Origin of the sequence: Leptospira fletcheri, from assembly GCF_004769195.1 — a bacterium.
Taxonomy (GTDB): domain Bacteria; phylum Spirochaetota; class Leptospiria; order Leptospirales; family Leptospiraceae; genus Leptospira_B; species Leptospira_B fletcheri.
The window spans coordinates 176,463-197,516 of the sequence record NZ_RQET01000014.1 but is presented as its reverse complement, the minus strand read 5'-3'; the positions used below and the strand labels follow the sequence as shown (position 1 = coordinate 197,516).

14 protein-coding genes are annotated in these 21,054 nt (G+C 48.3%); 5 read left to right on the top strand and 9 right to left on the bottom strand.

Annotated features, from left to right (window positions below; all coding sequences use genetic code 11):
- Window positions 1-92: 92 nt before the first annotated feature.
- The 4 genes from EHO60_RS17020 to EHO60_RS17005 all read right to left on the bottom strand — a co-directional run bounded on the left by EHO60_RS17020 (window position 93) and on the right by EHO60_RS17005 (window position 5,736).
- Window positions 93-2,048, bottom strand: coding sequence for an LTA synthase family protein (locus EHO60_RS17020; protein WP_135769404.1), 1,956 nt, complete (start codon window positions 2,046-2,048; stop codon window positions 93-95).
- The gene (gene feoB / locus EHO60_RS17015; protein WP_135769434.1) at window positions 2,049-4,127 is read right to left on the bottom strand and encodes a ferrous iron transport protein B; all 2,079 of its coding nucleotides are present in this window, start codon (window positions 4,125-4,127) and stop codon (window positions 2,049-2,051) included.
- Window positions 4,128-4,195: 68 nt separating this feature from the next.
- A complete protein-coding gene (locus EHO60_RS17010) occupies window positions 4,196-4,438 on the bottom strand; it encodes a FeoA family protein (RefSeq protein WP_135769403.1) in 243 nt (80 codons plus the stop codon).
- Window positions 4,435-5,736, bottom strand: coding sequence for an ABC1 kinase family protein (locus EHO60_RS17005; protein WP_135769402.1), 1,302 nt, complete (start codon window positions 5,734-5,736; stop codon window positions 4,435-4,437). Before EHO60_RS17005 ends, EHO60_RS17010 begins: the two co-directional genes overlap by 4 nt.
- A gap of 205 nt (window positions 5,737-5,941) precedes the next feature.
- Here EHO60_RS17005 and EHO60_RS17000 point away from each other — a divergent pair, with 205 nt between their 5' ends.
- Window positions 5,942-7,945: a phenylalanine--tRNA ligase subunit alpha gene (locus EHO60_RS17000; RefSeq protein WP_135769433.1), complete on the top strand. Its 2,004-nt coding sequence runs from the start codon at window positions 5,942-5,944 to the stop codon at window positions 7,943-7,945.
- 43 nt (window positions 7,946-7,988) lie between these two features.
- Here the strand turns inward: EHO60_RS17000 and EHO60_RS16995 are convergent, their stop codons facing one another.
- Together EHO60_RS16995 and EHO60_RS16990 are read right to left on the bottom strand one after the other, a co-directional pair.
- The gene (locus tag EHO60_RS16995) at window positions 7,989-8,261 is read right to left on the bottom strand and encodes a hypothetical protein (protein ID WP_135769432.1); all 273 of its coding nucleotides are present in this window, start codon (window positions 8,259-8,261) and stop codon (window positions 7,989-7,991) included.
- 102 nt (window positions 8,262-8,363) lie between these two features.
- Window positions 8,364-10,910, bottom strand: coding sequence for a methyl-accepting chemotaxis protein (locus EHO60_RS16990; RefSeq protein WP_135769401.1), 2,547 nt, complete (start codon window positions 10,908-10,910; stop codon window positions 8,364-8,366).
- Between the two features lie 181 nt (window positions 10,911-11,091).
- Here EHO60_RS16990 and EHO60_RS16985 point away from each other — a divergent pair, with 181 nt between their 5' ends.
- Window positions 11,092-12,048 (top strand): metallophosphoesterase, encoded by a 957-nt coding sequence (locus EHO60_RS16985; RefSeq protein ID WP_135769400.1) that lies wholly within the window; start codon window positions 11,092-11,094, stop codon window positions 12,046-12,048.
- Here the strand turns inward: EHO60_RS16985 and EHO60_RS16980 are convergent.
- The gene (locus EHO60_RS16980; protein ID WP_425460311.1) at window positions 12,032-13,156 is read right to left on the bottom strand and encodes a tetratricopeptide repeat protein; all 1,125 of its coding nucleotides are present in this window, start codon (window positions 13,154-13,156) and stop codon (window positions 12,032-12,034) included. The genes EHO60_RS16985 and EHO60_RS16980 overlap by 17 nt on opposite strands.
- A gap of 287 nt (window positions 13,157-13,443) precedes the next feature.
- On the opposite strand from EHO60_RS16980, the gene ilvB reads away from it, so the two are divergent.
- From ilvB to EHO60_RS16965, 3 genes are all read left to right on the top strand, one after another.
- On the top strand, window positions 13,444-15,153 hold the full coding sequence (ilvB, locus tag EHO60_RS16975; protein WP_135769399.1) for a biosynthetic-type acetolactate synthase large subunit: 1,710 nt from the start codon (window positions 13,444-13,446) through the stop codon (window positions 15,151-15,153).
- Window positions 15,150-15,629, top strand: coding sequence for an acetolactate synthase small subunit (gene ilvN, locus EHO60_RS16970; RefSeq protein WP_135769398.1), 480 nt, complete (start codon window positions 15,150-15,152; stop codon window positions 15,627-15,629). Before ilvB ends, ilvN begins: the two co-directional genes overlap by 4 nt.
- Before the next feature lie 212 nt (window positions 15,630-15,841).
- Complete coding sequence (locus tag EHO60_RS16965) at window positions 15,842-17,917, top strand: methyl-accepting chemotaxis protein (RefSeq protein WP_135769397.1); 2,076 nt, start codon at window positions 15,842-15,844, stop codon at window positions 17,915-17,917.
- Here the strand turns inward: EHO60_RS16965 and hemW are convergent.
- Window positions 17,914-19,074, bottom strand: coding sequence for a radical SAM family heme chaperone HemW (gene hemW, locus EHO60_RS16960; RefSeq protein WP_135769396.1), 1,161 nt, complete (start codon window positions 19,072-19,074; stop codon window positions 17,914-17,916). The two genes, EHO60_RS16965 and hemW, sit on opposite strands and share 4 nt — an antisense overlap.
- Window positions 19,075-20,835: a glycoside hydrolase family 3 protein gene (locus EHO60_RS16955; RefSeq protein ID WP_135769430.1), complete on the bottom strand. Its 1,761-nt coding sequence runs from the start codon at window positions 20,833-20,835 to the stop codon at window positions 19,075-19,077. It abuts the gene before it with no gap.
- Between the last annotated feature and the right edge of the window lie 219 nt (window positions 20,836-21,054).

The window sequence follows — 21,054 nt, the reverse complement described above, 5'->3', positions numbered from 1 at the left end:
ATCGGTTTGATTTTTTAAAACGAAAAGGATTTCCTAAAAATCCTTTTCGTTCCGTGTTCCCGTTTTTCCGGTACGAGACGATTCTTCTCAGCTTATTTCGCGGGGGGGTAAACCATATTCGAGTTCATCAGATCGTAGCTCAGATTGAGGAAGGCCTTCGCCTTCGTTTCATAGAGATCGCAGGTGGCAGGGGACGATTCGCAAATTTTAGACGTCGGATTTTTGGAGTAGTACGTAGCGTCCCTGAGTTCTCCGTCCGTAAATCTGTACAGCGCCAAATCGTCCTGGATCCAGCCGATCACGCTCGAAAACGCGAAATAAGCGCCTCCATTCTCTTTGTCTTGTCGCGCGAGCAAATCCCTTCCCATCGCGGAAAATCGGACTTTCTTACCTACCAAGCCGAGTATCGTTGGAATTACGTCCAATTGGGAGGCAACCCGAGAATTGACTCCAGGTTTTACGTATTTCGGGGAATAGATCAAAAAAGGGATGTTCCTGTCCTCGTAAGGACTCAGGTTTCTATGATGGGTATGGTCCGCGACGAACAGGAAGATCGTATCTTCGAAGTACCGCGACTTTCTCGCCTTTTCCATGAACCTGCCTAGGGCCCAATCCGAATAATGATACGTGTTAAGATAATCGTAGTCCTGAACGGAATCCGGAAAGATTTCGAAACTTTTGTCCGGAACTTCATAGGGATAATGAGTCGTGAGAGTAAGCGAGACCGCAAGGACGGGGCGTTTTGCGGATAGTAATCTTTCGTGTAATTCTTCCAGGACATCTCCGTCGAAATACCCCCAAGCGCCGGGTGTATATTTCCCTTCCTTGCTCATCTCGTTCCGATCCACTACCGTATCGAATCCCCAGTGAGGGAAGAGAAAGTTCATATTGTCGAATCCGGCGTCTCCTCCGTGGACGAAGAGTGTGGAATACCCCGCCTGTTTCAGAACGGTTCCTAACCCTCCGAAGTTTCCTAACACTTGGTGGGTTCGAACGGAGGTGATCCCGGGCCTGTCCGGAATCCCTGTCAGTGTGGAAAGGAGGCCGTTCGTGGTTCTGCCTCCCGTCGCAAAGAATTTGGAAAAATACCTACCTCTAGTAGTGAGAGAGTCGAAGTTTTGTGCCAACTCATGTCCCAGGATTTTTCCCCCTCCGTTCGGTTTCAGAAATTTACCTGTCCAGCTTTCCAAAAGGATGAGAACTATGTTCGGCGGAGTTCCGTTTCTGGTCTCCGTCGTTTCTCTGAGGATCGGATAACGTTCGTCTATAAAAGAAGCGCCAGGATACTCTATCTCTTTCCTGACCAGTTCCACGGCTTGGGGGAAGGGAATCCTCAGGCTCGGAAGAAGCGTCTTGGATTTCAAATCGGTCAGAGTGGTGAACACCCCGTTCAAAGGAAGATTGTTCAGGAATTCGTTTCGGGAATGGATCGCGTCTGTGGGTCGCAGGGGTCTTTGTTGGAAGCCCCCTCTAAAAAGTAAAAACGCGATCAAAAAGGAAATCGGAATCTGTAGGAGTTCTGATTTCCGTCGGTCTTCCGAAAATTCGTATCCATTCCATTTGAAAAATGCGGCGACGAAAAGGGGAAGTCCGATGGAAATCGCGGATAAGGCGGAGAGAACCAGTACGGGAGAATTTCGAAAAGCGGCGGATAAGAGAACGAGAAAATCCTTCCCTAAAAATACGAAACCTTCGTAGCCCAGATGTTTGTTCGCTTCTCCGTAATAGATCGTGTCGCCGATCAAGTGGCCGCACATCCATAAGAAAATAAGGATCGGCGGAATTCCCCATAGGTAGCGATAAACCGGCCAGCGGTTAGCGTAATGGAAGGCGGACATCGTCCAAAACGGACCAAGCAGTATCGCGGCGACCGAAAGGTCGAAGCGGATCCCGATTCCGAATGAGGATAAGATTTCCGTCCAAGAGGAGTTTTCCACCTTGTCGAAGTAAACGAAAAGTAGAACGAATCTGAAAATCGTAAGTAAACCGAAGATCGCCGCAAAAAAAACGGAGATAATCATAAGGTTCGGCGGGATCCTTTTCAAGATTCAGGTCCATCCGATCGCTTTTCCGATTTGGTAGACCAAGAAGGAAGAAACATAGGCGAGTAAAGTCATGTACCCGAATAGGAAAAACGGCCAAAATAGGGAGTTCGTTTCCCTTTTTACTACCGCCAACGTGGACATGCATTGGCAGGCGAACGCGAAAAAAACCAATAAACTTAAGGCACTGGCCAAATTCCAAATCGGCTTTCCCGTTTCCGGATCCTTATCGTTTTGGAGCGCGGTGCGCAAGTCTTCTTGGTCGCTATCTTCGCCTTGCACGCCGTAGATGATGGATAGCGTGGATACCATCACCTCCCGCGCCGCGAACGAAGTGATCAGTCCTATGCCCATCTTCCATCCGAAACCGATCGGTTTCAGGATCGGTTCCATTGCCTTACCCATATAGCCCGCATAGGACTCGGAGATTTGCAGGGATTTTGCCTGGGCCGGTTCCAGTCCTGAAGTTTTGGATTCGTCCAAGCGAGGGTAGTTCGCCAAAAACCAAAGCAATACGGAGATGGATAGGATGATTTTCCCCGCATTCAATAAGAATGTTTTAATTTTCTTATATACTACCATAAAAAGGATTTTGGGGGAGGGGAAATGATATCGGGGGAGTTCCATCAAAAAGTAGGAAGGCTCGGATAAAAAGAAGGTCTTTTTAAATATGAAAGCCGCCGTCATGGACGCAATCATTCCGAGCAGGAATAATCCGAACAACGCTAAGGCCTTGGTCTGCAGGATTCCGAAAACGGGTTTTTGGGAAAAAACCGTTCCGATGACCAATATATAAACGGGATATCTTGCGGAGCATGTGATCAATGGAGACACCAGAATCGTAGTGATCCTATCCGCCTTGTTTTCTATGGTCCTCGTTCCCATGATCGCGGGAACCGCACAAGCGGCCGAGGATAAGAGAGGGATAAAGGATTTTCCGGAAAGTCCGAATTTTCCCATGAACCGATCCATGACGAAGGAAGCTCTCGCGATATAGCCGCTTTCCTCCATGATCCCGATAAAGAAAAAAAGAAGGCTGATTTGCGGGATAAAGACGAGTACCGCTCCGACTCCTCCGATAGCTCCTTCCTGGACGAGGGACCGGATCGGACCGTGAGGGAAAAAACCTCCGGCGAATTCCGCGAACGCACCGACCTGTTTTTCGATCCAATCCATCGGGATTTCGGACCAGGCAAAGAGCATCTGGAAAACCAGAGCCATGATGCCCAAAAAACTGACCAAGCCCCAAACGGGGTGCAAAAGGATTCTGTCCGCGAAGTTCAAGAAATGTTCTCCCTTCACTTCCTTGCCGGAAAGGGATTTGGAGAGAAGTTTTTTGATCCAAAGGGATTTTTGTACGAGTTCATCCGAGTAGGCAAAAAGCAGTCCGGACTTTTGGAAGAGACTCTCGACCAGGGTCCTTGCCCCCGTCGGTAAAAAGGAAAGACCGGGAATTCCCGTAAGCAATTTTTCTCCCGACAATTCTTTCAGGGAATTTTCCACGACGAACCTGAGGGATGTCGGATCGGAGCTTTCCAAGCGGTCGAGAATGGACCCGACGAGTTTTTCCCTTTTGCGATCCCAGGTAAAAGAATATTCAGGAATTCGATACGAGGAGTCTTCGAAAAGGATCTCTTTCAATTCGGGGACCCCTTCTCCCGTTCTCGGATTTACGAATCTAAAATCGATTCCGAAGGCGTTTCGAAGTTCTTTCAGGTCCAGACTTAAACCCTTTTTTTCCAATGCGTCCCTCATCGTAACGACCACAAGAGTAGGCGCCTTGAGTCCGGCGATTTGCATCAGAAATTGCAGACCCCTCTCGACGGCGACCCCGTCCAGAACGAAAAGGATTCGATCCGTTGTTTTGCGGGAGAGCAGAACTTTGGTGGCTACCTGTTTGTCTTCCGATTCTCCGCCTAGGCTATAGGCTCCCGGCAGATCCATGATACTCAGAGTTTTATCCTCGGAGCGGATTTTTCCCTCGGCTTTTTCCACCGTGACCCCGTGGAAATTTCCCGTCTTTTGCCTGAGTCCGGTGAGCCGATTGAACAGAGTGGATTTCCCGCAATTCGGATTTCCCGCCAGCAGGATTCGGTGCAGGTCGGAACCGACGGACTTGGAGGATTCCCGTATTATGCTTTTTTGTAATGCAGTCACTCTGTTTCCTCTAACTCCAGTAATTCCGCCTCTACATGTCTAAGGACCAATTGGACCAGTCCCACTTTCACGATGATTTTATCTTGGCTCGGATATTTGGCAAGGATCTGCAGCCTGGTCCCGGGAAGGAATCCCATATCCAGCAGGTTTCTTACCAGACCTTCTTTTCCGGGGAATTCCTTTAGTCCCGACAAGGTTCGGGATTCTCCGGGTTCCAGATCCAGTAATTTCACTTTCATCGGATGAATTTTTCCCGATCCCGGATCAAATCTATATCCGGAGCGAACGCCTTAACATAACGGTCGAAATACAGGATCTGTTTGATAAGGAGTCCGAACTCTTTCGGAATTTTGAGGCCGTTCCTTAACGCCAGTTCGCGGAATTCGAATAGTATCGCGTTCAGTTTTCTCTCGTCGAACGCTTCCAATTCTCCCATCTGGATTCCGAGCACCATTTCGCTCATTTCGTCGAATACCTTGCCTAGGTCCTGAGCTAATTTTTTTTCGTCCACGCCTTCCGCTGTGGAGTCCATCCGGATCAGACCCTTTGCGATCCTCTCCGGGCGATTCGTCGCGAGTCCCTCCAGAAAAATCATCAGACCTTCCCAAATTTTCGGAGAGATCCGACCGACGATCCCGAAATCGATGAAACCCACTGTGCCGTCCCGTAGGATCATTAAATTTCCCGCATGTACATCCGCGTGAAAAAAACCGGAGTGGGAAAGAGTGGAAAACCAGATCTCCAACGCGTCCGACAATGTGCGGGCTGGATCGGGAGAATATTTTCTCAAGGAAACTTCGTCCGTAATCGGAGCCCCGTAAAATCTCTCCATAACTAGGATTTTTTCCGTGCTGAGCCCGTGGTAAACTTTAGGTACCCGAGCCCTGGTCTCTCCCGCGGCAAGAAGGTATCTTTCGAACTCTTCTAGATTCGAGGCTTCCTTGCGGAAATCGATTTCCTCTAAAATGGAGGACTGAAATAATTTCATCATATCCGAAAGGCCGGACCGATTCAAGCCTGGAACGAATTTCTCGAATAATAGACTAGCCAGATACAACAGATTCAGGTCGGCGCCCAGTGCGGATTCTATATCGGATCTTTGCACCTTGATGACCACGTCGATCCCGTCTTTGGTAACCGCGGAATGGACCTGCGCGATGGAGGCGGAAGCCAATGGACTCGGGTCTATGCTCCGGAAATGGTTTTCCCAACGTCCTCCCAGTTCCTTACGGATCGTTTTTTCGACTTCGGAGAACGGGATCGGTCGTACGGCGTCCAAGCATTTCTGCATTTCCGTAACGATCTCCTCCGGAAATAAGGAGGGTGCGGACGCGATGAACTGTCCGAGTTTGATATAGGTAGCCCCTAATTCCTCGAAGGCTTCCCGAAGCCTTACCGGAAAGTCCTGAGATACGTTACCTCCCACAGCCAGGTCTTTGAGCAGGAGAAGGGTCTTTGAGGAAAAGATAAAACCGCTCGAAACCATCCGAGCCGCCCCGCCCAATCCTAGGCGAAGGTTATCCAGAAATCCGGCCATACGGTTCCAAGTTAGTAACGAAGGCTGTAAGGACAATCCAAATCGACTCTGAGGATGCCGGAGAGGTGGGTTTTTCTCCCGGAATTCCTTGTTTTGCAAGGCGTTGAATTCTTGTCGGAAGTCCGGAGTTTGAATCTGTATTTTGGTTTACGAATCAGTCGAGAATTAGAGGATGGCTTTCGAACGAATCATTTCGGTCATCGGTATGAGCGGCGAATCTGTATTGTTACAAGAACTCGAAAAACTCGAACTAAACGACTTAAAAAAGATCGCAGCCCTTTGGAATCTCCCCAAGCCGCCATTTAAGGAAAAGAATAAAAACCTTAAATTCTTATATGATACTTTTCTGGACGAGTTCTACTTAAAGGGAGTGCTCGAAAAGTTGACCGTTCTTCAGGTCAACATCTACACTTCCATCCTGAAGAACAAAAACGTCCTAACGTTGGGCGAAATTTCCAGAAAAGTGAACATTCCTCCGATCAACGTCGAGATGGAGCTGAATCTCCTTCGGAAATACCATCTCGTTTACCAGCGTAAAAATCGGGAACGTCTTACCAACAATTTAGATAAGTACCACGCTTATGAGGAATTGGCGGACCTGGTCCCTCTCGACCAGAACTTAAAAGGCGACAAATATAAGATTACGATCGAAAAGCTGCTGGATCACAAGAAGCTGACCGATATTTCCGCGGAATGGAAGAAGGCGGTAAAAGCTCCGGCCAAACTGGACACGATCCGGAAATTTTATTCCCATGCAACCGCCCCCGAGGCTTTCGAGAGTGCTCTGACTTCCCTGTCCGAATTGGAAAAGGATACGTTAGTTCGGATTTATTTGAGCGGAGGAGTCGCGGATGCGGACGATATCCGCAGTTTCGTGGTGATGAACCGCGGAAAATACGAAGCGATCGTTCCGGCATTGGTCGAAAAAGGTTTAGTGGCGGATATCTGTTTCGTGGAAGAGAAATTCGTCCGCGTCTTTGCTCTTCCGGAAGAACTTTTAAAATACATACAGAATAATCCCATCCTTCCTTCTATTAAGAAAGGAACACGCCAACGCCAAGAAAAGTCGGCTACGAACGAGCTGGATTTTTTCCTAAATACCAAGAAATTACTCTCTTATATCAGCAGAAAAGGCCTGGTTTTGGCCAAATCCGGAAAAGTAAAGCAGGCCGACCACAAGCGTACGGAACAGGAGCTTTTGAATCCGGACATCGGCATTTTTCCCGAAAAAAGCCAGATCTACCAGATGGAACTCATCCTTCCGATTCTGCGTCTGCTGAATCTCGCCGATATCAAGGGCGAGAATATCATTCTCCGCGGAGACGTGGAAGGATTCCTGAAAAAGGATATTTTTGAAATCATGAAACTCGTGATTCACGAGGTCAATGAAGCTCGCATGAAGAGGATCAATCCTCCGGAAGTCTTCCAACCGACGGAGATGCCTTTTTATGATAAGATGATCCTGGACAAATGCGTCAATCTGATCATCAAGTCCAAACGAATCCATCTCTCCGTGATCTTTTCTACGATTATCCGGGACCATCTGATTCTTTCTCCGGGATTCCGGACCAAGAATTTCCAAACGGATCTGGCGGATCTCCGGAAAGAGATCATGAGTGCTATTTTTTATCTGCATTTGTTCGGCCTTTTGGAAGTGGAATACCCGAACCGCTTTTTGGCTCTATCCAAATTGGGAGAGTACTTCTTCCAGACCGGCGAGCTTACTGGTTCCACCGAGAAGGGCGGAATCACGATCAATCCGGATTTTTCCATCATCGCCTTCCCGGAAAAAGTTTCCATCAACGGAATCCATCTGTTAAAGGCCTTTACGGAACTGAAGGATTATGACAGGGTCTATACCTTCATTCTGACAAAGGAAGCCTATCAGTTGGGGATTTTGCTCGGATACAAACCGATCGAATTCATCGATTTTCTCAAGGCTTCTAGTCGCGCGGAACTGGCTCAAAACCTCTTATTCCTATTGGAAGATTGGGGAGGAAACCTTCCTGTCGTGGAAATCGCCGAAGATTGCGTTCTCGTTCGTACGAAAGATCAGAACGTCATGGAACTTCTCTTAGGACAGATCAAGGGAAAGAAGATCGTCTTGGACGAAATCGGCCCGAACGCCATTCTCGTGGATAAAGCTAGGGTTCAAGACGTAATTACCGTCTCAGAGAAACTGAATCTGATCATTAAGCTGACTCGCTGATCGATCGGTTCCGGGGGAATTTCTCCGGAACGAAAAAATACCGTTATTCCGTCGTAACTTTAATTTTCGTTTTGAATTCCCATTTGCGGAAAGGGGCTAGGGCTTGCAGGCGCTCGTCGCTTACAAAGAAAAGGGCTTCTCCATATTTCACTAGGCCGCCTTTGTAATGAGCGTATTTGGTTTTATGGTCCACGAGTCCTATTTCTTTTACTTTGCTCCAGTCGTCGCAGGTCTTGAGAGTGGGAACTCGTCGGAGGTACAATTCCTTGATTACGCTGTCTTTAACGGAGTCCCGGAGAATCTTTTCCCATTCCATATTTGTGCAAATTATAAGTATTTCCGTAAAAATCAAGGAGATTCCTGTCGTTTTGCAACGCCTTGTCGCTCCACTCACAGGATCTCCTTCCGGCGATTTCGTTTAAAAATGAAAATACTCGGAATCCCGTTTTAGATCCTCGGCCAGATTCGCTAAACCGACGGAACTGGAACTTAACTCCTCCGAAGAAGCCGCGTTGGACTGGGTCAAATCATTGATATTGGAGATCGTAGTGGAGATTTCATGAATCGCCATTTTTTGTTCCTGGACGGCCGCACGGATGGAATCCGACCTACTTTTCACTTCTAAGCCGCTCTGGTTCACGGACTCGTTGCTTTTCAGCTGTTCTCCCATGAAGGAAGAGACTTCGGACATTTTCGCGTAAATCGTTTCTATGTCCCGAATGATTCCTCCGATCACTGCGACTGTCTCCTTGATATTTCCGACTCCGATTCCGATTTCGGCCTCGTTCGCTTGGATGATCTCTTCTATATCCTTGGTACTGCTGGAGGTCTTATCCGCAAGCTTGGAAATTTCGTCCGCAACCACGGCAAATCCTTTTCCCGCCGCTCCCGCTCTGGCTGCTTCGATCGCGGCGTTTAACGCTAACAGGTGGATTTGCTCCGAGATATTCGTGATGATTTCGATCACTCCGGTGATCTCCTCCGAACTTCTGGAGATTTTTCCTATACTGGTATTCGTTCTTTCGAGCGTCTTGCCTCCTTTTTTCGCGTCTTCCGTGATCCGTTTGACCTGACCCAACGCTTCTTCTACGTTTCGGGAAGTGGCGCGTACGGAGGAGGAGAAGGCGTTCATCTCTCCCCCCAACCGGTCCAGAAGTCGAACCTGCTCGTCGGTTTGGTGGGAGATGGAATCCATTCCCGCCGAGATTTCCTCGATAGACGCGGAAATTTCCTCTGCTGCTGCCGCTTGACCCTGAGCGTTATCCGAAATGGACTTGAGAGTCGCGGACATCTCCTCGGAGGAGGACGCGAGATTGGAGGAAGCGTCGGATATCTTATGAAGTACGTTTTTCACTTTCTTATTGAATTCGTTGATACTGATGGACATTTCGCCGATCTCGTTCCGGGAATGCACTGTGATGTTATGGCTTAGGTTCCCTTCCGCCATCTTTTCGATCAGGGCTCGGCTCTCGTTCAATGGATTCAGGCTTTTCGTCAGAATGTAGTAGATCAAAGCAGCCACAAAGATCAGACCGAAAAAGGAAAAGAAGATCATATAAAGAGCCGTCGATAACGCCTGATCCGCGATCTCTCCGTTTTCGATCGCTACGAAGGATTTGAATCCGAAACCGGGGTTGGATTTATAGATTAGATATTTATAAACTCCATTCAGATTATAGCGGACCGGTTCGCCGTCCCGGCTTTTCTTGAAATCATCCCGAAAGGAAAATTCCTGTAGTTTTTTCAAGCGGAAGGCGGGATTAATATGATTTACGAAGGTCATCCGTTCCGACCAGAGCCCGGGATAACCCGTTTTGCCCACTTTTACGGATTGCAGAATCCAGCCGGTCAATTCTCCGATCTTAAAGGAAAAAACCGCAAAGGTGGTTCTTCCCTCCGTAGGAACGGAAATCTGTTTGATGAGCAGAACCACCGGCGAACCTCCTTCGGGGGAAGCGCTCGGTTCGCTGGCGAAAATCCGGTTTTTGGAAATCTGTTCCGCAATCTGATCGGAGCCGGGAAGAGAAAATTTCTCCGTGATAAGGCCGATCTCCGAGTCCAATGTTCCGGCGAAAGCGAGTTTTCTATAGGAATTGCCTTCCGTTTGCAAGATCGCTACACCGTCGAATCTGCTCTTGGAGGAGATGAACTTTTCCAGAATGCCCGAGGATTCCTTCGTGTCGAACTTCGAAAGAAAGTATTTCAAATTCTGATTTTCCGTTAGGTCTTCCGAATCCTTTTCCGCGTCCCGGTAGATGGTTTCGGTAAGTATATCTAGAGTTTGGGCCAAATTCTTCATCTGTTCGAAATACGCGCCTCTGAGAGAATTGTAAGAGAGCTTGTAAACGATGGTGGAAACGCCGACCGCCAAAATGAAAACGATGCAAAAAAACGTGAGAGAAAGCGTACGGTTCAGGCTGAGTCTTACCAGAGAGCTGGCGTCTATGGACCCGAAAATGTCCGTCCGACTTAAATCCTCTTTGAGCTTTTCCGTAGTCAGATAGAAATACAGGGAAAGGCAGGCGGTCATAAACAAAAGCACGCCGAACAAATTATAATAATCCGCCGCAATTCCGGGATCAAAATAGCCGAATAGAAAGGCGGTAATCGCGCCGCCTAACAGCATTCGGCTGCCGGCCTCCAAGGAATGGAGGATGGGCAATCGGAACAAGGCCTTTTGGGCTTTGAAAACGGTTTCGCGATTTACCGCTCCCGTATCGAATTGGCTTCTGTATTCGTAGAGTACCGTCAATTTCCAGCGGGTTGCTAGAATCGTGTACAAAAGTAGGAACGGAGTGGCGATGGATGCGGCGAGGAGCAGGTTCCGGGTTTGAGATTCGTCAAGTTCCAATACCAGCGTAAACAAAAAGAGAGTGATTGGCACTGCCACTAAAAACGCGACTGCTTCCGTATAGAAAATAAAACGCGCTATGAATTTGTTGATTTCTTTACTGATTCCTTGCATGCGGTTGCCTGATTGCCTCGAATGATCTAAGCTTTTTTTATTTTCGCATCGGCGCTTCGACCTTTGGTGGTACGTCTGAGTTCCCTGGTTAGACGGGAGAGACTAACCCAGAAAATGTCTTTCCTGCGAGAACACAAGGAATTATTCATGAAGGAACCTCTCTGTCGGTAGGACCTCCTCGTTGAAAAATTTTTCGCTGGCAATCATCGGTGATATCCACGGTTTTTGGACCTCGGTCGATACTGAGTATTTTTCAAAAAGTGAATACGACGCAGTACTCTTTACGGGAGATCTCGGGACCTACCGAACGGAATCAACATTCCGAGTGGCACAGGAGATTTCGAAAATCCGAAAGCCCTGCTACTTGGTCCCGGGAAACCATGATACGACTTCTTTGTTCCAACTTTTAGCGGAAATTCTACACCTTCCTTCTTTTTTGACCTGGCCCGGTCTTCCTTGGCATCTTAGAAGGTATTCCCGTTTCCGTAAAGAACTTGGGGATATTAGAATATGCGAATATTCTTTACATAAGGAGATCGGGGGTCTGACGATTCTCGGGGCTAGGCCGCTGTCCATGGGATTTCGTCTGAATTTTCTCCCTTTTTTACGAAAGAAATTCTCCGTCTCGAATATGGCGGATTCCGTCCGAAAGCTGGATTCGTTGGGAAGGGAAGCCGCGGAATCCGGAGAGGATCTATTGGTTCTGGCACATAACGGACCCGCCGGCCTGGGGAACAAAGCCTCGGATATTTGGGGATGTGATTTTCGGAAAGAAGAAGGGGATTTCGGGGATACGGACCTTGCAACCTTTCTGGAACATGCCGCATCTTACGGAAGGACGCCTAATGTGGTGATCGCAGGGCATATGCACCATCATACGAAACGTTCCGTCTTATTTCGAATCTGGAAGGTCAGAAAGTCAGGAACCCTATTTATCAACGCGGCTCGAGTTCCCCGGGTTTTCCGGGATGCAGAAGGCATTTCTTGGCACCATCATGTTCGGTTGCGGAGAAAAGACGGTGCCTGGGATGCGGAAGCGGTGTACTTGAGGAACGGAAAGGAGGAGGTTTTTCCCCTTCCGGAACTTTTGGAAAGGGAAAAGGCCAGTGTGAAGGAGGAGGTTAGCCTTCTTCCGTAAAGAAATCCAGTTTTGCCTTCACTTCCTCGTTTAAAGGCTGCTTTCTGTGGAAGTCCTCCAGAAGTTTGACTGCCTCGTCCTTTCTTGCGACGTCGTAATACAACTCGGAGAGTTCGATGACGGGTCTCGGATCCATCGGGAATTTCCGATGCAGATCCAGATAGATTTCCTCAGCTTTGTCGCGGCTACCTTTCAGTTTGAGAGAGGAAGCTTTTCCGAGTAGAGCGAAGTAATCTTCTCCTTCGGAAAGGATCCGGTTGAAACATTCCAGAGCCTTATCGTACTCTCCCATCCCTCGTAAGCTGTCCGCGTAACGATTGATGATCAATTTGTTGTCTGGATCGAACTCCAAAATTCTTTCCCAGAATTCGTTCGCTTTCCGGAAATCCTTCTTTCCCCGATAAGACTCGGCTAATCCGTACAATGCGAAGAAATTCTTGGGATCCAGATCGGCCGCGCGACGGTAATATTGTATGGCTTCGTCGAAATCCTTGATCTTGCGATAACTGTTTCCGATCTCCGTCAATATCTTGATATTGTCCGGTTGGATCACGAGCAATTTTTCCCACCAGTGGATCGCGTCCTTGTATCTTTGGCATGCGAAGAAGAGATGCCCAAGACCTACGATCACATACTGGTCTTTCGGATTGATTTGGAGAGCCTGCATGTAATAGACTTCGGACTCTTTGAAATTCTTGAGCTTTCTGTGCGCGTCTGCCACGCGGCTAAGAATGGATGCGTCCGTGATCGTGATATGTCTGTATTCCTCGGCGATCTCTATCACGCGATTCAGCAGGTTCATTTCGCGATAGCAATTCATCATTCCCATGAGGGAGAATTTGTTGGACGAATCTTCCTTGATACATCTATTATAAAAATCTAATGCTTGTTTGAATTCCTTGCGTTTGAAATGGAGGTCTCCCATTCCGACGAGGCCGTACGTATTCGCTGGTTCCTTGGCGAGAAGTTCCTTTAACTTGGATTCCGCCTTGTCCCACTGTCGGCTGTCCAAATAGCGATAGGCTTCTTTGGCTAGGTTCTTGATCTGCGCGAAGTGAGAATCTTCTTCTTCCTTACCGATTTGTGTCTTTTCAATGGGTTCACTCATGAGATCGAAGGTTCCTTTTTTCCATTTTGAATCGGGCAGAATAAAACGGCCCTATTCAATATTTTATTTAGTATAATATTTGGACGAATGAGTAAGGATTTTCCGTTCCTAGAAATTCGTAAAGAATATTTGAACGGTTGAAAAAAAGCGGGAAAACCACTTTCCTATCGTTCTGTTCCTGAATTCTACTAACAACAATAGATTAGACCTTGTCTTCTAAGAATGTATCCATTGAACTCTTGACAGGACCTAGGCAAATGCTCGAATTGACTTAGGCGGGAGGAACAATGCCTAAAAGCGAAGGTAAAATCACCGGCGCGAGACTTATGGTCGAGCTCCTGGAAGAATACGGAGTAGATATCGTATTCGGATACCCGGGAGGAGCCATTCTGCCATTTTACGACGAACTGTATAAAAGTACGAAGATTCAGCATATTTTGGTCCGGCACGAGCAAGGTGCGGTGCACATGGCGGAAGGTTTTGCCAGATCTACGGGGAAATTAGGAGTCTGTATCGCAACCTCGGGTCCTGGTGCGACGAATCTGGTCACTGGCTTGACGGATGCGAAGTTAGATTCGGTGCCTGTGCTCGCCATTACCGGTCAGGTGGCCACGAATACCATCGGGACTGATGCATTCCAAGAAGCCGACATTTACGGGATCACTATTCCGATCACTAAATATAACGCTTTGATTAAATCCGCGGACGATCTTGCCAGACATTTCGAAGAGGCGACCCGCATCGCCATGGGGGGGCGACCCGGTCCTGTACTGCTTGATTTTCCGAAGGATGTCCAAACGGAACTTACGGATGTCCGAAAAGCCTCCAAGCTGAAAATCAATCCAAGGCATTATGAAAAGCCGGCTCTTTCGGGAAACCTGGATGCGTTTGCGGAAGCATTGAATCGCTCCAAGCGCCCTTTACTCTATGTCGGGGGAGGCGCCATCAATTCCCACGCTTCCGCCGAGATTGCGAAACTTGCGGAAAAAGCGGATATTCCCGTGACGACCACTCTGATGGGGATCGGGGCGTTTCCCGGGACTCATAGACTTTCCATGGGAATGCTCGGTATGCACGGAACGGCATACGCGAATAAGGCGATCTTGAACTGCGATTATATTCTGAATCTAGGAGCCAGATTCGATGACCGGGTCGCTAAGCCGGGGGAATTCGCCGAAACGGCATTTCGTGCGCACGTCGACATCGATTCCGCGGAATTCAACAAGCGGGTTCCTGTGGATTCCGTTATGCACGGGGATCTGAAAGAAGTTCTGGAGGCTCTCTTACCGAAAGTGAAGCAAGCGGATCGGAAAGAATGGGTTTCCTTTTTGACCGAGTTGAAAAAGAACCATCCGCTCGAGTTCGACGACTCTACGAATACGATCAAACCTCAGGCTTTCTTAAAACGTCTTTATGAAAAGACCAAAGGCAAAGCCATCGTTTCCACGGATGTGGGCCAGCATCAGATGTGGGCGGCCCAATATTATCTTTTCGAGGAACCGAACCGTTGGTTGACCTCGGGCGGATTGGGTACGATGGGTTACGGTTTGCCTGCGGCGATCGGAGCCAAGTTCGGAAATCCGGACCAGACGGTGATTTGCGTTTCCGGCGACGGCTCCATTCAGATGAATATACAGGAATTGGCGACCATAGCCATGTATAAGAAAGGAGTCAAAGTTCTGGTCTTCAACAATAACTTTCTCGGAATGGTCCGTCAATGGCAGGAACTCTTTTACGAAGAAAGGTTCTCCGAGTCGGAGTGGAATTATAATCCGGATTTTGTGAAGTTAGCGGAAGCTTATTCTATGAAAGCGAGAAGAGTGTCGGACAAGAACGAAATCGAGTCCGCCTTGGATTTCTTTTTGGAAGATGATGCGGCCTGCTTTTTGGAGGTCATGATTCCCGCCGAGGAAAAGGTGTTCCCCATGATTCCCGCAGGCAAGTCCCAAAAAGATATGATCGAGTTTGCGGACTTGATCGGCAGCCGTAAGAAATGAAACATATCTTAAAAATCCTAGTCAACAACCATCCTGGAGTGATGAGCCACGTATCCGGGCTTTTTACGCGACGTAGCTACAATATCGATTCCATCGCAGTAGGGGTAACGGACAAACAGGACGTTTCTAGTATGGTCATCGTCGTAAAGGGCGACGATTCCGTAGTGGAACAGGTCAAGAGGCAATTGTTGAAACTCCCCGACGTGATCGATGTGGAGGATTTGGCTTATCACGATTGTATCAGTCGGGAGCTGGTTCTGGTAGTCGTTCGCTGTGACGATAAGAATCGTACGGAAATCATTTCCATTTGCGAAGTGTTTCAAGCTAGGATTGCGGATTTGACCCAAGGTTCCTTGACCATCGAGTTTTCGGGCAATGTACGGCAAGTGAACGCTTTTATAGAAATGATGCAAAAGTACGGGATCGACGAGATCGCCAGGACCGGACAGATCGCATTACGTTATCGGTCTATCTGAAACAAAAAAAACGAATATAGATACGAGAGATCGATTTCTTTCGTGTAAAATTGTTACAATTGAGTGACAATTTTGAACCCGAGGTTTCTTCCCAATGTCGCTAGATTGACATTGCGGTATTTTTTCGGTAGGTAAGGTCTTTTTTTCCTTCCAGGTCGCGGATGCCGAGAATTCAGCTTCCGAATTTACGAATTTACGAGTCCAATTGCCTTATGAGTATCAAAGCTCGGATTTCTTTATATCTTTCTCTCGTATTGTTTTTGGGTTTTACGATTCTTACTTCCGTTAACTCCATTCTTTCGTTTCGGAACCTGCAATCTGAAATCGAAGACGCGTCCACCGTAACGGCGGAAAGATGGACCTATGAAATCAAGGATTACTTGGATTTAGCGATGGGGATGACCCGCGGATTCCGCATGCTCCTGATTTTTTCGAACCCGCAAAGGTCGGAAGTCGTGGATACGATGAGAGAGATCCTGGTTCGGAATCACCAGTGGTTCGGTATGTGGACCGTTTACGAACCGAACGCCTTCGACGGAAAGGACGCTCAATATAAAAATACGCCCGGGCACGACGCGACGGGAAGATTCGTAAGTTACGTCCATCAGACGAAGTCCGGTAAGGAATGGATCCTACAGCCTACCATTGGGTACGAAAGCGACACCGCCGATTTTTATCAGATTCCGAGAAAGACCTTGGAGCCACTAGTCACGGATCCTTATTATTATCAGATAGAAGGTAAGGACGTGTTGATGATTTCTCTAGCGGTACCAGTCAGCCAGGGAAAGGAATTTTGGGGAGTTCTAGGTATGGACATCACGGCGGAGCAACTCCAAAAGGTTATGGGTCCGATCAAGCCCTTCCGCAATACCGGGTTCATCGCATTGATTTCTCCGAAAGGAATCTTCGCTGCAAACGGAGGAAATCCTTCTCTTGTGGGCAAGAGGATTCCCGACCAAGAGGAATTAAAACTCGTACTGGAGAAAGGGCAGGGAAAAGAACGTTTCGTGCACGAAAAATCTGGAACGACCAACTACTTCTTCCCCTTCCGGATCGGTAAGGGACAGACGAGTTGGATTTTGCAAGTCAGCATTCCGGATCAGATTTTTTATTCGGAACTGATGTCGGTGCTTCTTCAAAACGTAACTTCTTCTTTGTTGATCGCTTGCGCCATTTTGATCGTACTAAATCTGATTTTTCAAAGATTAATTTCCGCAAGCTTGCTTAAAGCGATCGGATTTTCCGACGAGATTGCGAAAGGGAATTTGACGATACGTTCCGAATACGATAAGAAGGACGAGATCGGTTCCCTTTTTTCTTCCATGGGCTCCATGAGAAACAATCTTTTGAGAGTGGTACGGGAAATCGGCCAGTCCAGCTCGGAACTTTCCGGAACCGCGGAAAATATGTCCGTTTCCTCCAGGAATTTTTCGGAAGTAGCTCAAACCCAAGCCTCGGCCGCCGAAGAATGCTCCGCTACCGTGGAACAACTCTCCGCCTCGGCTTTGAACGTGGGCAAGTCCGTGCAAAAGGCGATCGGCAACATGCAGGAAATAGACGCTAACGTTCTTCGTTTAAGGGAACAGTTTGCCAGTATCAATGCCGAAATGCAGGGGCTAGCCAGGGTGGCGGCGGCTTCCAAAGAGGAGGCGGCCTTGGGGGAATCCGCAATGAGGACTTCTACTACCGCGATGGGGGCGATCGGAGACAGCGCTTCCAGAATCAGCGAAATCCTGAATATCATCACGGACATCTCCGAAAAAACGAATTTATTGGCCTTAAACGCCGCGATAGAAGCCGCCAGAGCCGGAGAAGCCGGAAGGGGATTCGCAGTGGTCGCGGAAGAGATCGGCAAATTGGCTTCTCAGACTTCCTCCAGCGTTCAGGAAATCGGGAATTTAGTCGGCTCTACGAACGAAGCGGTCGTGAACGGTAACCAGAAAGTCACGGAAGCCGCTTCCGTCTTGAACCGCTTGAGGGAAAGGGTGGAGGAATTCGATCGTTCCGCAAAATCCGTACTTTCTTCCGTAAAAACCCAGGAAGAGAATACGCGGGAAATAGCGGAGAGCGCCACCACTTTGACGAGTTTCAGCATGCAGATCGAAGAGGCGGTGAGCGAACAGAGAAGGGCCGCGGAGGAAATCGCCAAAACGATTCTGAACATCTCGGAAGGAACCCAGGAAATAGCTGCCGGAGCGGACCATCTGACTTCCTACGCGGAGAATATGAGGGGAAGATCCACTCACATGAGGGACTTGATCGATCGATTTAAAACTTCGGAAAACTAGCCTTTTACCAGGTCTAGGATTTCGGAATCTAAAAAAAGGACCGCTTCGGGTTTCCACCGGAAGACCGAGCCGTCCCAAGTGGCTATGCCCGTTTCCGATTTATTTCGGAGTTTTTTCTTTAGTTCCTCGGCGCGTTCGGGGATCAGGGAGAGAAACCCGTCGAGTCGGATCGGAAGAAAGATTCTGAACAGGGACAATACGATTTCCTCGAAAGGACTCGGAATCTCATAAGAGCCGTACTCCTTTCTTTTGAGATAAGCTTGCGTATTTCTCGCGTTCGCATAACGTCCCTGCGGCAGGAATCCGTGGGCTCCTGGACCGATGCCAAGATAATATTCGTACGTCCAGTATTTCAGGTTGTGCCTGGATTGGAATCCGGGTTTGGAATAATTCGAGACTTCATACTGGAAAAAATCCCTCTTTCTCAAAATTTCCGGCAAATCCCGTAGGATCCTTTCTTGGATTTCCTCTTCCGGCGCCGGAAGGATTCCGTCGGAGACCTTTCTACTGTAATCGGTTCCTTTTTCCACCGTCAGGGCATAGAGGCTGATATGCGAAACTCCTGCGGAAAGGATCCGTTCCATGTCCGAGTAGAATTCCTCTTCCCTCTGTCCCGGAACTCCGAACATCAGGTCCGCTCCGAAATTGCGGATCGAAGAACCAGAGAACGCATCCAACACTCTCGAATACGTTTCCGGATCGTAAAACCGATCCAAAAAATTCAGATGCGTTCCCTGATAGGATTGGATCCCCACATGCGCTCGATTGATACCTGCGTCATGTAGTTCTTGGAGAAGTTTCGGATTCAGATCTTCCGGGTTGCATTCCAGGGTGATTTCGGCATCCTTTTCGATCGGAAGATTCTTTTTTAAGAATAGTATGAATTTTGCAATTCTTTCGGGAGCGGCTTTGGAAGGAGTCCCTCCTCCGAAAAAGATGGTATCAAATCGTAAGTCCTTTCCCGAACGATCGCCTGCGATTCTATGCAAGATCTCCTCTTCGTAAGCGCGGAATAGCGGCGCTTCGAAGGGAGAAGGTTCCGATCCGATTCCCTCCGAATAGAAATCGCAATACGAACATTTTTTTACGCAAAACGGATAATGTACATAGATGCCGCTCTTTCCGGATTTGTCGAGAATCGGAAGAACGGCGTCCAATCAGGGATTCCTTTGAGCTGCCTTGATTTCCTTTTCAGGACCGTTTTTCAATACTAAATTCACTTTAGGAATCTCTTCTTTACGATCCAAAACGGAATACAGGAGGGCTTTCTTGGATTCGAGGGTAGGGGAAAAGGAAAAGAGAATCCGCAGATTTTGTCGGTTCGGAAGATTTAAGAAAGGGGTTCCGTAATGCAAAACCACGATTTCGGCCTGCGGAAATTTCTTGGCAAGACTACCGGCCATATCCAGGTCCACCTGCGTAAATCCGGTCAGAACGACTCTCTTTGCTTTTTCTTTTCCTAAAAACGCGTTCACTTGGGAAAAATTCAGGTTCTGTAAGGAACGGGAAGAAAGTTCGCCCGTAAATTCCCCACCCTTCAAAGAAAAAACGGTTTCGGAGAGAGGAACCGTCGAGGGGGCATACGCGCTTGGATAGGATACGATGGAGGATCTACTTACGTCCCGGTTCAGTTCCGGGGTGTTCCACTCAGAGTGCAGAGTTTCCCTTTTTGCCGCCAAGTCCTCCTGGTATTTGCGTAAGGATTCGGAAACCGTTTCCGCAAGGATTTCCTTGGACCTTCCTTCTCGGGCAGATCGCTCGAAGTCCCATAGGATCCCGTGGCGTATCTTCAAAAGGGTTTGGCGTTTCACTGCCTCTTTTAGCAGATCCTGCCCGTCTCTATGAAGGGTTCCTTTTTTGTACGCCTTGAGGATCCGGTCTTTCATGTCCTGGGTGGTCTTTCCCCAGCTTGTCATCAATATGATGTCTGCGCCCGCCAGTAAAGCGAGCACTCCCGGTTCGTAGGCTTGGTAATGCTCATCAATGGCGTCCATCTCCATTGCGTCCGTGATGATCACACCTTGGAATTTCAATTCTTTTCGAAGCAATTCGGTCAGGATTTTCGGGGATAGGGTGGCCGGAAAGTCGGGATCGATTTTCGGATAAACGATATGGGCGCTCATAATCGCCTCCGCCCCGTTATTGATAGCGGCCCGGAAAGGAACCAATTCCAGAGAGCGTAATTCCTCCAGATTTTTTTCGATCCGAGGAAGTCCCAAATGGCTGTCCACGTTCGTGTCTCCGTGTCCCGGAAAATGTTTGATGACGGGGATTGCACCTCCTAGACGAGCGCCTTCTTCATAGGCAACTCCCGAAACCAAGACCGTGTCCAAATCGCTTCCTAAAGAACGAGTGTTAATCACAGGATTTTCCGGATTATTATTGATATCCAGGTCCGGTGCGAATAGAAAATTCAAGCCCAGCTTTCTCAGTTGATAAGAAGTCACGAATCCCACTTTTTTTGCATATTCCGCATTTCTGGTCTGTCCAAGAGCCATGGCTCCAGGGAATTGTGTGACTCCGTCTTTTACGCGGATGACCCGACCTCCTTCTTGGTCTACGGAAACGAGCAAGGGAAGTCCCGTCCATTTCAGCGCTTTCTTTTGTAGGGAATCGTTGAGTTTTCGGATTTCCGCTTGGTCGCCTAGGTTTCTACCGAAGAGGATGACTCCTCCCGGAAGGATGGTTTCCAGCTCTTTTTCCGCAGTCGCGTCCAGGCTTGTGCTCGGGATTGCGACATGGATGACTTGACCGACCAATTCTTCCGGAGTAAGTTTGGATACGATCTCATCCGCTTGACGTCGCATTTCCTCCCGGATTTCTTGTGCTTGTAGCTCCGCTCGATACTGTCCTAGCCATTGTAAGGAACCGAAAAAAAGGCAGGCAAATAACGCCGCCAAAAGAATACGCTTGGTCATGTATCCTTCATCGTAACGCACTCGGGATCCGTAAAGCACAAGTTTCGAACGATTCTTTCGATGCTCTTTCCGGGACTCAGGTCGTCTAAAAATGGCTCCGATCAGAAAAGAAGGGGGAAAGGATGTTTCAAGTAGCCGGCAAAAAGGAATTCTTACGGATTTGGGTTCTCGTTTTCTGCGTACTAGCGGGAGATCTAGGATCCAAACCGGGCAAGGAAG